Source organism: Vibrio sp. STUT-A11 (assembly GCF_026000435.1).
Lineage (GTDB): Bacteria > Pseudomonadota > Gammaproteobacteria > Enterobacterales > Vibrionaceae > Vibrio.
In genome coordinates this window covers 335,426-350,842 of sequence record NZ_AP026763.1, presented here as the reverse complement: position 1 = coordinate 350,842, position 15,417 = coordinate 335,426, and the positions used below count along the sequence as shown (strand labels likewise).

Annotated in this window: 16 protein-coding genes; 4 read left to right on the top strand and 12 right to left on the bottom strand. The window is 45.2% G+C overall.

All coding sequences use genetic code 11. From position 1 onward, the window contains the following. Positions 1–213 precede the first annotated feature (213 nt). The 7 genes from OO774_RS01675 to dusA all read right to left on the bottom strand — a co-directional run bounded on the left by OO774_RS01675 (position 214) and on the right by dusA (position 7,223). Positions 214–993: a phosphoadenylyl-sulfate reductase gene (locus tag OO774_RS01675; RefSeq protein WP_264904135.1), complete on the bottom strand. Its 780-nt coding sequence runs from the start codon at positions 991–993 to the stop codon at positions 214–216. Continuing rightward, entirely contained in the window at positions 986–2,722 is a 1,737-nt protein-coding gene (gene cysI, locus OO774_RS01670) for an assimilatory sulfite reductase (NADPH) hemoprotein subunit (RefSeq protein ID WP_264904134.1), read from the bottom strand. Before cysI ends, OO774_RS01675 begins: the two co-directional genes overlap by 8 nt. After that, the gene (locus OO774_RS01665) at positions 2,722–4,596 is read right to left on the bottom strand and encodes an assimilatory sulfite reductase (NADPH) flavoprotein subunit (RefSeq protein ID WP_264904133.1); all 1,875 of its coding nucleotides are present in this window, start codon (positions 4,594–4,596) and stop codon (positions 2,722–2,724) included. Before OO774_RS01665 ends, cysI begins: the two co-directional genes overlap by 1 nt. 117 nt (positions 4,597–4,713) lie before the next feature. Then, a complete protein-coding gene (locus OO774_RS01660; protein ID WP_264904132.1) occupies positions 4,714–4,944 on the bottom strand; it encodes a hypothetical protein in 231 nt (76 codons plus the stop codon). 151 nt (positions 4,945–5,095) lie between these two features. Further along, on the bottom strand, positions 5,096–5,755 hold the full coding sequence (locus OO774_RS01655) for a TIGR04219 family outer membrane beta-barrel protein (protein WP_264906039.1): 660 nt from the start codon (positions 5,753–5,755) through the stop codon (positions 5,096–5,098). Between the two features lie 108 nt (positions 5,756–5,863). After that, positions 5,864–6,079 (bottom strand): envelope stress response protein PspG, encoded by a 216-nt coding sequence (gene pspG, locus OO774_RS01650; RefSeq protein WP_014233132.1) that lies wholly within the window; start codon positions 6,077–6,079, stop codon positions 5,864–5,866. 163 nt (positions 6,080–6,242) lie between these two features. Continuing rightward, positions 6,243–7,223: a tRNA dihydrouridine(20/20a) synthase DusA gene (gene dusA, locus OO774_RS01645; RefSeq protein WP_264906038.1), complete on the bottom strand. Its 981-nt coding sequence runs from the start codon at positions 7,221–7,223 to the stop codon at positions 6,243–6,245. A gap of 344 nt (positions 7,224–7,567) precedes the next feature. Between dusA and zur the strand changes: the two genes are divergently transcribed. Together zur and OO774_RS01635 are read left to right on the top strand one after the other, a co-directional pair. Next, positions 7,568–8,026 carry a zinc uptake transcriptional repressor Zur gene (zur, locus tag OO774_RS01640; protein WP_264906037.1) on the top strand — a complete coding sequence of 153 codons (459 nt, stop codon included), beginning with the start codon at positions 7,568–7,570 and terminating at the stop codon, positions 8,024–8,026. 15 nt (positions 8,027–8,041) lie between these two features. Further along, positions 8,042–8,503, top strand: a complete 462-nt coding sequence (locus tag OO774_RS01635; RefSeq protein ID WP_264904131.1) for a chemotaxis protein CheX — start codon at positions 8,042–8,044, stop codon at positions 8,501–8,503. Positions 8,504–8,591: 88 nt separating this feature from the next. Here the strand turns inward: OO774_RS01635 and pgi are convergent, their stop codons facing one another. Next, a complete protein-coding gene (gene pgi, locus OO774_RS01630; protein WP_264904130.1) occupies positions 8,592–10,244 on the bottom strand; it encodes a glucose-6-phosphate isomerase in 1,653 nt (550 codons plus the stop codon). 306 nt (positions 10,245–10,550) lie between these two features. Between pgi and OO774_RS01625 the strand changes: the two genes are divergently transcribed. Beyond that, entirely contained in the window at positions 10,551–10,970 is a 420-nt protein-coding gene (locus OO774_RS01625; RefSeq protein ID WP_264904129.1) for a secondary thiamine-phosphate synthase enzyme YjbQ, read from the top strand. Positions 10,971–11,028: 58 nt separating this feature from the next. Here the strand turns inward: OO774_RS01625 and alr are convergent, their stop codons facing one another. Beyond that, positions 11,029–12,105 carry an alanine racemase gene (alr, locus tag OO774_RS01620; RefSeq protein ID WP_264906035.1) on the bottom strand — a complete coding sequence of 359 codons (1,077 nt, stop codon included), beginning with the start codon at positions 12,103–12,105 and terminating at the stop codon, positions 11,029–11,031. Positions 12,106–12,118: 13 nt separating this feature from the next. Then, positions 12,119–13,519: a replicative DNA helicase gene (locus OO774_RS01615; RefSeq protein ID WP_264904128.1), complete on the bottom strand. Its 1,401-nt coding sequence runs from the start codon at positions 13,517–13,519 to the stop codon at positions 12,119–12,121. 319 nt (positions 13,520–13,838) lie between these two features. On the opposite strand from OO774_RS01615, the gene OO774_RS01610 reads away from it, so the two are divergent. Next, entirely contained in the window at positions 13,839–14,603 is a 765-nt protein-coding gene (locus tag OO774_RS01610; RefSeq protein WP_264904127.1) for a DUF481 domain-containing protein, read from the top strand. 87 nt (positions 14,604–14,690) lie between these two features. Here OO774_RS01610 and rplI read toward each other — a convergent pair whose 3' ends face one another. Both rplI and rpsR read right to left on the bottom strand, forming a co-directional pair. Next, positions 14,691–15,143 carry a 50S ribosomal protein L9 gene (gene rplI / locus OO774_RS01605; RefSeq protein ID WP_264904126.1) on the bottom strand — a complete coding sequence of 151 codons (453 nt, stop codon included), beginning with the start codon at positions 15,141–15,143 and terminating at the stop codon, positions 14,691–14,693. Between the two features lie 33 nt (positions 15,144–15,176). Beyond that, complete coding sequence (gene rpsR / locus OO774_RS01600; RefSeq protein ID WP_000090472.1) at positions 15,177–15,404, bottom strand: 30S ribosomal protein S18; 228 nt, start codon at positions 15,402–15,404, stop codon at positions 15,177–15,179. Positions 15,405–15,417 lie beyond the last annotated feature (13 nt).

Here is a 15,417-nt window from a genome sequence, read left to right as displayed (position 1 = left end):
AAATGCAAAAACAATAGCTAAATGATGACTTTTCATTCAAAGCTTCATTTATCCAACTTTACCCCTAGAAACCGAACAGGTTATCCACAGAGTTATCCTAAAATGCCTGTTTTGACTGCAGCTTTTTAGTTATAGAAATAAAAAGAGAGCGGCTAAACGGCCGCTCTCGCTCTCTTTATATAAGAATGTAAGGAAACCAATTCCTAACTCTTGTTATATACCTGAACCATCTTGTTCAGAACCATCATCTTCATGAAGGCCACATTCACGCTTCAAACCAAAGAATCGAGTTTCTTCCTCTGACATTCCCGGCTCCCACTTCTGAGTCGTATGCGTGTCACCTACAGAAAGGTATCCTTCATCCCAAAGTGGATGGTATTTCAGTCCGTGTTGCTCTAAGTAATAGTGGACATCTTTATTCGTCCAATCGATTACCGGCAAAAACTTAAATACGCCATTTTGAATTGATAGTATCGGTAACCCCGCTCGAGAATTACTTTGCTCTCTACGCAGGCCCGAAAACCAAGTGCCAACATTCAGCTCTTTCAATGCACGACGCATTGGTTCAACTTTATTTAATTTGTTGTACTTCTCGATCCCCTCAACGCCTTGTTCCCATAATTTACCGTAACGGGCTTCTTGCCAATGAGCACTTTCTGCTGCTCGGTAAACTTTTAGATTGAGGTTCAGTTGCTCTGTTAACTCATCAATAAAGCGATAGGTTTCAGCAAACAAATACCCGGTATCCGTCAGGATAATTGGGATGCCTGGTTTTTCTTGAGTCACAAGATGAAGCATTACTGCGGCTTGGATGCCAAAACTAGACGAAACGGCAAACTCTCCATCTAGGTTTTCCAAAGCCCATTTAACTCGCTCTTGTGCCGAAAGCTGTTCAAGTTCGACATTGATTTGAGCAAGACGGAGGATTTGCTCCGTCTTCGTTAATGTCAGCAACTCTGCCAGCTCCGGTTTGGAAGCTACAGAATCAAGCATGCAAGTCCCTCTTAGATACTTTGACTTCTTGAATGATGCCAGCGCGGATTGCAAAATCACCAAATCCTTCGCCAGTTTCACGCTCTGTGGCCCAACGACCTACAAGCTGATCAATCTCTTCTAGTATCTGTTTGTCAGTGATGTTCTCTTTATACATCTTCGGAATACGTGTACCCGCTCGGTTACCACCCAAGTGAAGGTTGTAACGACCCGGCGCTTTACCTACTAAACCAATTTCAGCCAGCATTGCACGGCCACAACCGTTAGGGCAACCAGTGACACGCAGGATGATGTTGTCTTCTTCAGGTAAACCGTGTTTTTCCAGAATACCTTCTACATCAGTAACAAACTGAGGTAGGAAACGTTCAGCTTCAGCCATGGCAAGCGGACAAGTCGGGAATGCCACACATGCCATTGAGTTTTTACGCTGTTCACTGACGCTATCATCAACCAGGCCATGCTCACGAGCGATCTTCTCAATTAGCTCTTTTTGGTCAGCAGGTACGCCCGCAACAATCAGGTTTTGGTTCGCTGTCATGCGGAAATCACCTTTGTGAATTTTCGCGATTTCAGCTACGCCTGTTTTTAGTGGCTTACCTGGGTAATCAAGCAGTCGGCCATTCTCGATGAACAGCGCCAAGTGGTGCTTACCATCAATGCCTTCTACCCAACCAATTCGGTCACCACGTTCGGTAAACTCGTATGGGCGGCTTTCTTCAAACTGAATGCCCGCACGTTTTTCTACTTCCGCTTTAAAGACGTCAATACCAACACGATCTAGTGTGTACTTAGTTTTCGCGTTCTTACGGTTTGAACGGTTACCCCAGTCACGCTGAGTCGTTACAACTGCAGCGGCAACATCGAGTGTCTTTTCTAGAGGGACAAAACCAAAGTCGTCGGCACGGCGAGCGTAAGTTGACGTATCGCCATGCGTCATTGCCAGACCACCACCAACAAGTACGTTGAAACCAACCAGCTTGCCGTTATCTGCAATCGCAACGAAGTTCAGGTCGTTTGCGTGTACATCCACATCATTTTGCGGTGGGATCACAACGGTCGTTTTGAACTTACGTGGTAAGTAATTTTTACCCAGAATCGGCTCGTCTTCTTCTGTTGATTCGACTTTCTCACCATCCAACCAAATTTCAGCATACGCACGCGTTTTTGGTAGAAGATGCTCACTGATCTTCTTCGCCCACTCGTATGCTTCCTGGTGTAGTTCAGACTCTACCGGGTTCGTGGTACACAGTACGTTACGGTTAACATCACCTGCCGTTGCGATTGAATCGATACCAATGCTGTTCAACGTTTGGTGCATTAACTTGATGTTTGGCTTAAGTACACCATGGAACTGGAACGTTTGACGCGTCGTCAGACGAATACTTCCATATAAAGAATGCTCGGTTGCAAACTTATCAATCGCTAACCACTGCGTTGGGTTAATAATACCACCAGGCATACGAGCACGAAGCATCACGTTATGCAGAGGCTCAAGCTTTTGCTTAGTACGCTCGTTACGGATATCGCGATCATCTTGCTGATACATGCCGTGGAAACGAATTAACTGGAAGTTGTCTGCGGTAAAGCCGCCAGTAATACGATCCTGTAGGTCTTGCTCAATGGTGCCACGTAATAAGTTGCTTTCTCTTTTCAGGCGCTCGTTATCAGATAGTGGCCCTAGCTCTTCGCCTAATACAACCTGCTTATTATTCTCAGTCGAAAAAGTCATTAGTACACATCCCTCTGATAACGTTTCGCTTTACGTAAGTCATTAATAAATTGTTCTGCTTCATCGCGAGCCAGTTTACCTTCTTGCTCAGCGACAATGACAAGTGCGTCATGAACATCTTTTGCCATGCGAGTGGCGTCACCACAGACATAGATGTAAGCGCCTTCTTGAATCCACTGCCAAACTTGCTCAGCGTTTTCTAGAATACGGTGTTGTACATAAACCTTTTCTACCTGGTCACGGCTAAATGCTACATCCAGACGGCTTAGTGCACCTGACTTAAGGTATTTTTGCCATTCAACTTGGTACAAGAAATCTTGAGTGAATGTGCGGTCGCCAAAGAACAACCAGTTTTTACCTTCTGCATCACGGTTTTCACGCTCTTGAATAAAGCTACGGAATGGAGCAATACCCGTGCCCGGACCTACCATGATGATTGGTGTATTGTCGTCTTCAGGCAGTTTGAAGTTGTTGTTGTGTTCGATAAACACTTTAACTTCACCACCTTCTTCTAAGCGTTGTGCCAAGAAGCCAGAAGCGCCACCATAACGTTTCTCTTCGTTGTGATCGTACTCGACCAAACCAACCGTCAAGTGTACTTCTTCATCCACTTCAGCCTGGCTTGAAGCAATCGAGTAAAGACGAGGAGTCAGACGACGTAGTAAACCAACCAGTTCATCAGCCGTTAGCTTAGTTTTCTTCTCTGCCAGCACATCAACGATTTGCGTGCTTGCAGAGTACTCGCGTAGCTTGTCTTTATCTTCAACCAGCTTTTGTAGCTTCTTGCTACCAGACAGCTCAGCAAACTTGGTGACCAGTTGAGGGTTAGACGTCGTGATTTCGAATTTGCTCACCAAAGCGCTATGAATCGACAGACTCTCGCCATCGACTTCTACGGTTTCAACGCCTGACAGGCCAACTTTGCCAAGAACTGCATTGGCAAGTTCTGAACTGTTTTCATACCACACACCTAACGCATCACCAGGTTGGTAAGTAAGACCAGAATCTTCCAGATCGATTTCGATATGGCGAACGTCTTTACCTGAGTCACGGCCAGTGATCTTTTGGCTAGTCAACAGTGTCGCGGTGTAAGGGTTCTGCTTGTTGTATTGCGAATGCGTTGCCGCTGCTTGTCCAACAGGAAGTTGCACAACTTCAGCTTCGTTACCCGATGAAAGTGTTTCTTTCACTTTCTCCAGTGCATTCTTACGCCACTCGGCAGCAGGTGCTTCGTAGTCAACATCACAGTCGATACGATCGATAAAAGGCTTGGCACCCAATTTTGATAGGTACGTATCGAAGTCTTTACCTGTTTGACAGAAGAATTCATAGCTAGAATCGCCAAGTGCAATAACACCATACTGAAGGTTAGGCAGTTTTGGCGCTTTCTTAGATTGCAAGAACTCATGCAGCTCAATGGCATTATCTGGCGCTTCGCCTTCACCATTAGTAGACGCAACGAAAATGACATGCGTTTCTTTAGCGAGGTTTTTGCCTTTGTAATCGCTGGCATCAAATAGCTCAACGGCAATTCCTTCTGCTTTTGCTTCTTGCTCTAAAGCTTCAGCAACACCTTTGGCGTTACCGGTTTGAGAAGCAAAAATAATACTCAGTTTACCTGCTGGTTTTGCTGATACCGCGGCTGCAGCTTGCGTAATTGGTGTCGCAGCTGCACTTGGTTGATTTTGAGCCAAACCCCAGAAGTAACCACTGACCCACGCAAGTTGCTGTGTAGACAACCCGGAGACAGTGTTTTGGAGTGAGCTAAATTGTTGGTCATTCAGCGGGCTAGCGATTGGAGGAACTCCCCCTTGCCCGTTATTATCATCAGACACATTATTATTGTGTGAATACTCATTCTTTTGAAAAGACATTATCACGACATCCCTATTCATTGCGTGACGATAGAGTACCCACTCTCCTTAATAACAAGAAAGAATAGAAGTGAATGTTTTATAACTTTTTGGAAGTAAGAACGGCTTAGTTTTTGCTCAGCGGTCTTCAATACGGACTTGTTGAAAGCCTACCGCCATCGCCGATTTTGATGCAGCATCCAAATCTTCATAAAGACATTCTTCACCATGATTGTCTGTCAGAAACACGAATCCACCTCGTGTGTGCCTGAACTCGACGACCCAACCACCCTCTTGGATCGACGGTTCAATAATGGCTTCCACAAGCTGGTTTTCACGAAATAGATGTCTTAATTCATTAATTGTCATCGCTATCCCTGCTCCAACTTTTCACATTGTTCCTAGGTAAGCATGGTCTAACTGAAGAAAATAGGCAGAAAAATTCGATTACATATAACGAAGAGGTATAAAAAAACGCCGCTTATAAGGCGGCGCTTTAAAGCAAGTACGGTTAATCAGCTTAGTAGGTGTATTCTGCGCTCAAGTAAAAACCATCAGCGAAAATAAACTCTTTACCTAAGCTGGAAAGAAACTGTTCCGATTCTAAGTCTATTACTCGATAGCCACCGCGAAATGCCCATTGGTTTTCTTGTGAAGGCAGCTTGTATTGAATTCCCGCCATTAGATCTGTGCTTTTAATGCCTTTGCTGTCACCAAAGTTCATTTCACCAATCACATCAAAGTTGGTATTTGGAACGGTTATTTCCGCGTAGCCATACCATGCCCAAATGAGATCATCAAAATCTTCAGTACGAGGAGAAGTGCCAGCATCAATGTACTTCGTATCAGTTAAATTACTGAAAGTAACCCCGGCATCAAAGTGCAATAGATCATGCTCTAACACTTGGTAGTAAAGTGTCAGATCTAATTTATCAAAGCCCATGTAATCAGCATCAATACTGGTATATCGCAAGCGTGCGTATGGAACGTATTTCACGTCATGTTCAATGGCGACATAGAGCACGCCCGTTGTACTGTTATCTCTTCTGACTTCGTTAACTTTTGTATCTGCCGCCCAAAGGTCTACGCCAACTTTGGTGTAGACGGAAGACTCAGCGAAAACAGGAAAAGTGGCTGCCAATGATAGTGCTGTTAAAGCGATGATCGCTTTATTTGTCATGTGGTGTGTACTCCGAGATAGCTGATATTCAACAGTTGGGGTATGAGTAGAAATATACCACACTCTCATACCCCTCCATCAACTAAATCAATGAGTTCAACGAGTCACTTACTTGTAGCGGGGCTGCGCAACCACGTTTTTGAAAAACCAAATACCGAGCGCGATGACAATTAACCAGGGTAATAGCTTCAATACAGCACCAATCATCCCCAGTAAAAACATCACAACCAGAGCAATACCTGTTGCCGCGAATACCGTCACCATTGTGATGCCCGTTACTAATAGGGTCGCCGCAAAGACTAAAAGAAAGATCAGTTCCAACATAATTACTTCTCCATACATTTTTCAAATAACAGAGCAGTTAACATGCCAACTTGGATGAATTTACATAATCCATTGATATATAAAAATAAAAAAGCCAGAGGTATTTCTACACTCTGGCTTACTCATTCTCTGATTGGTAATTTTAACCAACCACTGGTGAATTTTACACATTCAGCTCTTTTGGAATCTTCGCTAACGCATCTTGCAGCACTTCTAGGCCAGATCCTGGCTTGTGTGCATTTTCACTGATGTGACGACGCCACTGACGCGCGCCTGGCATACTTTGAAATAAACCCAGCATATGACGAGTGATATGGCCAAGGTAAGCGCCTTTTGCAAGTTGCGCCTCAATGTATGGGTACATCTCTTCCACAATTTCGCTGCGCTTTTTCACTGGTGCACTCGAACCAAATAGCTCTTGATCGACCGATGCCAATATGTATGGGCTTTGGTAAGCCTCGCGGCCAATCATCACACCATCAAGATGTTGTAGATGCTCTTTCGATTCTTCTAACGATTTTACCCCGCCATTTATAGCGATAGTTAAATGAGAAAAGTCTTTCTTCAACTGGTATGCACGTGGGTAATCCAGTGGTGGGATCTCGCGGTTTTCTTTCGGGCTAAGTCCACTTAACCAAGCTTTGCGCGCGTGAATAGTGAACTGTTCACATCCCCCCTTCTCAGCGACAAGAGAAACAAAATCGGTCAGAAATTCGTAAGAGTCTTGATCATCAATACCGATTCGTGTTTTTACTGTAACAGGTACATCAACAACGTCTTTCATTGCTGCTACACAGTCTGCGACCAACTGAGGTTCTGCCATTAGACACGCACCAAAACGACCATTTTGCACACGATCAGATGGGCAACCCACGTTGAGGTTGATCTCGTCATAACCACGCTCCTGAGCAAGCTTGGCGCACTTAGCCAACTCTTCCGGGTTTGAGCCACCCAATTGGAGTGCTAACGGATGCTCCTCTTCGTTATAAGCCAGGAAATCTCCTTTTCCATGAATGATCGCGCCTGTGGTCACCATTTCAGTGTACAGCAGGGTTTCTTTGGTCATTAAGCGATGGAAGTAGCGACAATGACGATCGGTCCAATCCAACATTGGCGCTACAGAGAGCCTGCAAGAATGAGTCATGATTTCAACACCCGTTTTTAAATTACCAAGGTCGAGCGCAGCAGTACGCTCAAAAAATAAGTCGGGTATTGTATACTCACTCACCTCAAGGCGCCAGTTTCAACGAGAAGATCTTGGGAGCGAAACCGACTTCACATCTGATGAGAGCATTGTCCAACGAGCAAAGAAAAAGTGGCCAATAAAAACAATTTCGGTATGGTCACTCTATTCTGTGATGAGGTACCCTACTATGCGATGAGCGATTTGCTTTAATTCATGATTTTCGCAGTGATAGTAGGTAAAATGACACATCTCTGTACGAACTTTGTATGGAAACCATTTATAATAGAGCACTTCCAATAGTTATGGTGAAAGGTTTGAGCCCAACAATCATTGAACAAGTTGAAAATATCTGCGCCGAGCGCGGAGTAAGATTGACTCCCCAGCGACGACGTGTGTTTGAACTGATCTGTTCTAATCGCAGTGCATCAAGTGCGTATGAGCTATTGGAGCAACTAAAAGAAAGTGAACCACAAGCTAAACCCCCTACGGTTTATCGAGCTCTGGACTTTCTTCTCGAACAAGGCTTTATACATCGGGTGGAGTCGACCAACAGTTTTATAACTTGTTGTTCTTTCAATACCCAACAGCACTTTTTTCAATTACTAATATGTGATAAATGTGGTGCTGTTGTTGAACTCGAAGACGAGAGCTTGATCGCCTTGCTAGCCGAGAATGCTAAAAAGCATGGATTCAAACTAACCAACCAAGTTATTGAAACACATGGTGAATGCCAGACCTGTGCTTCCGAAATGAAAGAATAAGTATAGAAGACCAATATGCGCGCTGAATTTGTAAACCCGTTTTTAGCTTCCTTAATGAATGTGCTAAAAACTATGGCTTCTCTGGATCTGAAGCCTCAAAAGCCTCGAATCAAAAAAGATGAAATTGCACGAGGAGATGTTTCAGGTTTGATCGGCATGGTTGGTCCTCAAACTCGTGGCTCAATGTCAATTACTTTTGATGAAGCGTTAGCACTGGAAATTATGCAAAACATGCTTGGTGAGCGCCCTAACGGACTCAATGAAGAAGTGACCGATATGGTGGGTGAGATCACCAACATGGTGACTGGCGGAGCAAAACGAATTCTGGCTGAGAGTGGATTTGATTTTGATATGGCAACGCCAGTTGTGGTCTCTGGTCGAGGTCACACTATTCGTCACAAGTGTGAAGGTTCAATTATCATCATGCCTTTCGCCTCGCAATGGGGAAATGCTTTCATCGAAATTTGTTTCGAATAGAACCTCAATGGGTTGCTAGTCAACCGATATAAGATTTACAAAAAAGGTCAGCAATTCAATTGCTGACCTTTTTTATTCTAATCATGCATTACGCTTTGAAAGCTTTGAATGCGTTGATTAGACCATTTGTAGAGCTATCGTGTGAGCTGATTTGAGACTCATCAGCCAGCTCTGGCAGGATTTGGTTCGCTAGCTGTTTACCTAGCTCCACACCCCACTGGTCAAAGCTGAAGATATTCCAAATAACGCCTTGAACGAAGATCTTGTGCTCGTACATTGCGATCAAGTTACCCAGCGTTCGAGGCGTGATCTGCTTAACCAGAATTGAGTTTGTTGGTCGGTTACCTTCAAACACTTTGAAAGGTGCGATTGCCGCTACTTCTTCTGCATTTTTACCAGAAAGTACCAACTCTTCTTTCACTGTCTCTACACACTTACCAAACGCAAGCGCTTCTGTTTGAGCAAAGAAGTTCGACATCAGCTTCTGATGATGGTCGCTTGCAGGGTTGTGGCTGATTGATGGTGCAATGAAGTCACATGGGATCAGCTTAGTGCCTTGGTGGATTAGCTGGTAGAACGCGTGCTGACCATTTGTACCTGGTTCACCCCAGATGATTGGGCCAGTTTGGTAAGTCACTGCATTACCGTCACGATCAACGTATTTACCGTTTGATTCCATGTTACCTTGCTGGAAGTACGCTGCGAAACGGTGCATGTACTGATCGTAAGGTAGGATAGCTTCAGACTCTGCGCCGTGGAAGTTGTTGTACCAAATGCCGATAAGCGCAAGGATCACTGGTATGTTGCTTTCCAGTTCTGTTGAGACAAAGTGCTTATCCATCTCGTGTGCGCCATCAAGTAGCTCAACGAAGTTGTCGAAGCCAACCGCTAGCGCAATTGAAAGACCGATTGCAGACCATAGTGAGTAACGACCGCCAACCCAGTCCCAGAACTCAAACATGTTGTCTGTATCGATGCCGAATTCAGAAACCGCTGTCGCGTTAGTAGAAAGTGCAGCAAAGTGTTTAGCAACGTGTGCTTGGTCGCCAGCCGTTTCCAGGAACCAATCACGAGCAGAATGCGCGTTCGTCATGGTTTCTTGAGTCGTAAATGTTTTAGAAGCGATCAGGAATAGTGTTGTTTCAGGATCAACTTTCTTCAGTGTTTCTACGATGTGCGTACCATCAACGTTAGACACGAAATGCAGGTTTAGATGGTTTTTGTATGGTGCCAGTGCTTCCGTCACCATGTAAGGACCAAGGTCAGAACCACCGATACCGATGTTTACGATATCTGTAATCGCTTTACCAGTGTAACCTTTCCATTCACCGCCAATCACACGTTCGGTGAATGACTTAATTTTTTCCAGAACGGCGTTCACAGCTGGCATTACGTCTTCACCATCAACCATTACTGGTGTGTTAGTGCGGTTACGTAGTGCAGTGTGAAGAACAGCACGACCTTCTGTTTGGTTGATCGCTTCACCACTGAACATCGCTTCGATTGCAGATTTCAGCTCAGTCTCTTTAGCAAGAGTGAACAGGTGCTTTAGAGTTTCCTCGTTGATGAGGTTCTTTGAGTAGTCGACAAGGATGTCTGAGCCGAAACGTGCAGAGTATTTGTCAAAACGATCCGCGTCTTGAGCAAACAGCTCTTTTAGATCCATATCTTGTGCAGATTCGAAGTGCGCTGTTAACGCTTTCCAAGCTTGTGTTTGCGTTGGATTGATATTTTTCAACATGGTCTTTATCCCGATGTTACAGTAGGTTCCATTCCTTACAGTCTAGCGAAAACTGCGGAATCCCCGATTTAGCAAAAAGAATTTAAATGTAGATGTTTGGGCGTTTTGCCACAAAACAAGTCTTTGTAATTTTTTTTCAGGCAACAATTATGACCGAGAGCATTTACCCTCACATTGAGTTAGGTCACGTTAGCTGCCCTGAATTTGAACAATTCATTCATAGGTATAGAATAATATCATCAAGTAATGACAGGCTCTAATTGGATTAGAATAGACGCCAAATTAGAAATGTCCAAAGGAACGCGTATGTGGACGCAAAAAACACTCAATTTAAAAGCAAGAAGTCGCGGTTTTCACCTGATTACTGATGAAATTGAACAACAATTACCGCAAATAAGTACTCTTTCAGTAGGTTTGTTACACCTTTTTATTCAGCATACCTCTGCGAGTCTGACCTTGAATGAGAACGCTGACCCCACCGTTCGTATGGATATGGAAGCGCATTTCAATAAGTATGTTCCTGAGCGCGCCTCTTATTACCAGCATACTTATGAGGGAGATGACGACATGCCTGCCCATATTAAAGCATCACTACTTGGCAGCAGTGTGACGATTCCAATTCAGGATGGTCGCCTGGCATTAGGAACATGGCAGGGCATTTACTTAGGTGAACACCGAGATTTTGCTGGTAGCCGTCGCATCATCGCTACGATAAATGGTGAATAAAAAAATAGGGGCTAACGCATTGGTTAGCCCCTATTCTTGAATTGGTATTATCCGGAAGTTACTTTGAATATTCCATTTCGACACGTGGCGTTAGCTTGGTCACTAACTCATACGCTATGGTGCCAATGTGGTTCGCCACCTCCTCGACGGGTAGCTCTTTACCCCAAAGAATCGCTTCATCACTGACTTTGTCTTTCGCACCCGGCCCAAGATCGACGGTCAGCATATCCATCGAGACCCGACCGGCGATAGGCACTTTACGCCCATTGACCCACACAGGTGTACCATTTGGCGCGCCTCTTGGGTAGCCATCGCCATAACCAACCGCAATCACACCTACTTTGGTATCTCGCTCGCTCGTCCAGGCACTGCCGTAACCAACACTCTCACCTTTTTTCACTTCACGCACTGCGATCAGATGAGACTTAAGGGTCATTGCGGGTTGGTAACCTAAATCTTGTGCCGTTTTATCCCCAAACGGAGATACGCCGTACATGATGATTCCCGGACGAACCCAATCGAGGTGACTTTGTGGCCACGCCAATAGCCCCGCCGAGGCCGCAAGTGAACGCTCGCCATGGCAGCCCTGCGTCAATGAGTTAAACAGTTCGATCTGTTGTGATGTAATTTCACTATCTAGCTCGTCAGCACAGCCAAAGTGGCTCATGTAACGCAGCGGTTTCGCCACGTTAGGACACGCTTTGAGTCGTGAAGCTAATTCATCAAACTGCTCCGGGCGTACACCCAGTCGATGCATACCGCTGTCAATTTTGAGCCATACCACCACTGGTGTTTCTAGCTCGGTTTGTTCAAGAGCAATCAGCTGCTCTTCACAATGCACGACAGTTTGGATGTTATTGGTCACCAATACAGGTAAATCACCCGAAGAATAAAAACCTTCTAACAACAAAATCGGCTTCACGACGCCGCAAGCTCTCAGTTGTAGCGCTTCTTCAATACGCGCGACACCAAAAGCGTCGGCTTCACCAGTATGCTTTGCTACGTGACGCAAACCATGACCATAACCGTTGGCTTTCACCACCGCCATCACTTTGCTGTCTGGTGCTTGAGCTTTAACTCGGCGTAAATTGTGTTGCAACGCAGAAAGATCAATACACGCCTTTGCGGCTTTCATGTAGCTCATGGCATTACTCATCATCAATGTCGAATGCTGGACCCGCATAATTGTCAAAGCGTGAGTGTTGGCCTTGGAAAGTAAGACGTACAGAACCGATTGGACCGTTACGCTGCTTACCAATAATAATTTCAGCGGTACCTTTGTATGCGCTATCTGGGTGGTAAACCTCATCACGGTAAATAAACATGATCAAGTCGGCATCCTGCTCGATAGAGCCCGATTCACGCAAGTCCGAGTTTACCGGACGTTTATCGGCACGTTGCTCCAAAGAACGGTTTAGCTGCGAAAGTGCCACAACAGGTACATTCAGCTCTTTAGCCAATGCTTTAAGAGAGCGAGAGATCTCGGCGATTTCCAGCGTACGGTTATCCGTTAACGAAGGAACTCGCATTAGCTGCAGGTAGTCGACCATGATCATCGACAACCCACCGTGTTCACGCGCAACACGACGAGCGCGAGATCGCACTTCAGTTGGTGTCAGACCGGAACTGTCGTCGATATACATATTTTTCTTCTGCATCAGGATCCCCATGGTAGAAGAAATACGTGCCCAGTCTTCGTCGTCCAGCTGACCAGTACGAATTTTGGTTTGATCAACCCGCGATAGGGAGGCCAGCATACGCATCATCAACTGTTCGGCAGGCATCTCTAACGAGAAAATCAACACGGGTTTATCTTGCTGCATCGCAGCGTTTTCACACAAGTTCATCGCAAAGGTGGTTTTACCCATCGATGGACGCGCCGCGACAATCACCAAGTCAGAGCCTTGCAGGCCTGCTGTTTTCTTGTTGAGATCGTTAAAGCCAGTGTCGACGCCTGTCACACCATCCTGTGGCGTTTTATATAACAGCTCAATACGCTCGAGGGTTTTTTCCAGGATGTTGTCGACGTTTTGCGGGCCTTCGTTTTCACTGGTACGAGACTCTGCAATCGCGAAGACTTTACTTTCTGCTAAGTCGATCAGATCTTCCGAACTACGGCCTTGCGGATCATAACCTGCGTCAGCGATATCGTTAGCGACACCAATCAAGCCGCGAACGATCGCGCGTTCTGCAACGATATCAGCATACGCATTGATGTTAGCTGCGCTCGGTGTGTTTTTCGCTAAGTCGGCTAAATAAGCAAAACCACCTACATCATCTAATTGCTCGTGACGTTCTAGATACTCGGACAAGGTGATAAGATCGAGTGGTTTGCCGCCTTCAAGAATGGTTTTCACGCCTTCAAAAATAAGGCGATGTGGACGGCTATAGAAATCACTGCTGACAACGCGCTCGGCAACGGTATCCCAACGTTCATTGTCCAGTAAGAGACCACCAATCACTGATTGCTCTGCTTCTAGTGAGTGAGGTGGCACTTTGATTGCGTCAACCTGACTGTCTGAAGGTTTGCGATTTCTGTTTTCCGCCATGATTTTGCTCGATAACTACTAATGACCCAAGATTATAACCTTAACCCAACAGAGATGCTCCCTTGAAGCGAAAATTACTTGTTAAGAATCAGAGCGCATACGACCAATCGGCGTTTTTATAATCAGACCTGTTAGGGTGTTAGTATTGTACGATAACCTCCTACTTTCTCAGATATTTTAGCGGCATAAACACTGTAATAACGACCTTTACCAGCATTTGTTATCCCAATCAGGTCTAATAAAATTTAACCTACCATTGACCGAAGCGAGCATCTGTATCAGTATCATGCCCCTCCTTTTTATTACGTTCGAGGTTTATGTGTCCCGATACTGGTTACTAAGCGTTAGCCTACTGTGCATGGGAGCATCGTACGCTGATGAATCAGTACAACCAGAGCAAAATATTGATCTGCCCGATCCACTGCAAACAGAAGTGGAATTTGGGTATCAAGCTCACACAGGTAACACGGACTCTCGTTCCCTGAATGCTCGTTTGAGTGCTGAATACATATCTGGTCGACATCGTTCGTACGGGGAGTGGAAATACTACAACCTGTATAAAGATGGTGAAGAAGATAAACGCTCTTCCACTTATTCAGTGCAGAGCGACTATAAATTAGGCCCGAAAACCTATTTGTACGGCAGTTTTAAAGGCGTGGATTCACGCTATAGCGCGTACTTTAAAGATTATACCCTTTCAGGTGGTCTGGGTTACCAGTTCGCTTATACGGACGATCTCGTATTAGAAGTCGAGGTGGGTCCTGGTTATCGCTACCAAGAGCCTAATCTGGATGAAATAGATGACGATGATATTGTCTTTCCGGATATCGTCCGTGAAGGGATCTTTCGTGGCAACCTGAACACAACTTGGCATGCGTTGGACAACCTTAGTTTCGCAGCGGACCTGACATTAGTAACAGGTAGCAGCAATACCAGCTTGGATAGCGAGCTCAGTGCCACCAATGCGATCACTGAAGACATTGCGTTAAAACTGACTCACTCGCGTCAATACCACGACAGAGTGCCAGAGGGGTTAAGTAAAGCGGATAGTATTTTCTCGGTAAATTTGCTGTTCGTATTTTAAATACTAATTTACCGTTCATGCCCAGTCATCAGACATAAAAAAGCACCTCCGAAGAGGTGCTTTTTATTATTTAGTCTTGATACTGAATTAGTCAGCAGCAACAACTTGTAGGTTCACAGTTGCGAAAACTTCAGAGTGAAGTTGAACGCTGATCTCGAACTCACCAGTTGTACGTAGAGCACCTTCAGGAAGGCGAACTTCGCTCTTAACAACTTCAACGCCAGCCGCTGTGATAGCGTCAGCGATGTCACGAGTACCGATAGAACCGAATAGTTTGCCTTCGTCACCAGCTTTAGAAGCGATAACAACTGCTTCTAGAGCGTTAATTTTCTCAGCGCGAGCTTCAGCAGCAGTTAGTTGCTCAGCAACTTTAGCTTCTAGTTCAGCACGACGTGCTTCGAACATTTCAACGTTGCCTTTAGTAGCCATAACTGCTTTACCCTGAGGGATAAGGAAGTTACGAGCGTAACCAGATTTAACGTTAACTGTATCGCCAAGACCACCTAGGTTACCGATTTTATCAAGTAGAATAACTTGCATTGCTTAATCCTCTTTCTTAATAAACGGAACCGATTACTGATGCTTGTCAGTGTACGGTAGTAGAGCTAGGTAGCGTGAACGCTTGATAGCACGAGCTAGTTGACGCTGGTACTTAGCGCTTGTACCAGTGATACGGCTAGGTACGATTTTACCAGCTTCAGTGATGTAGTTTTTAAGAGTTGCTACGTCTTTGTAATCAATCTCTTGTACGCCTTCTGCAGTGAAACGGCAGAATTTACGACGACGGAAGAAACGAGCCATGGGCTATCTCCTG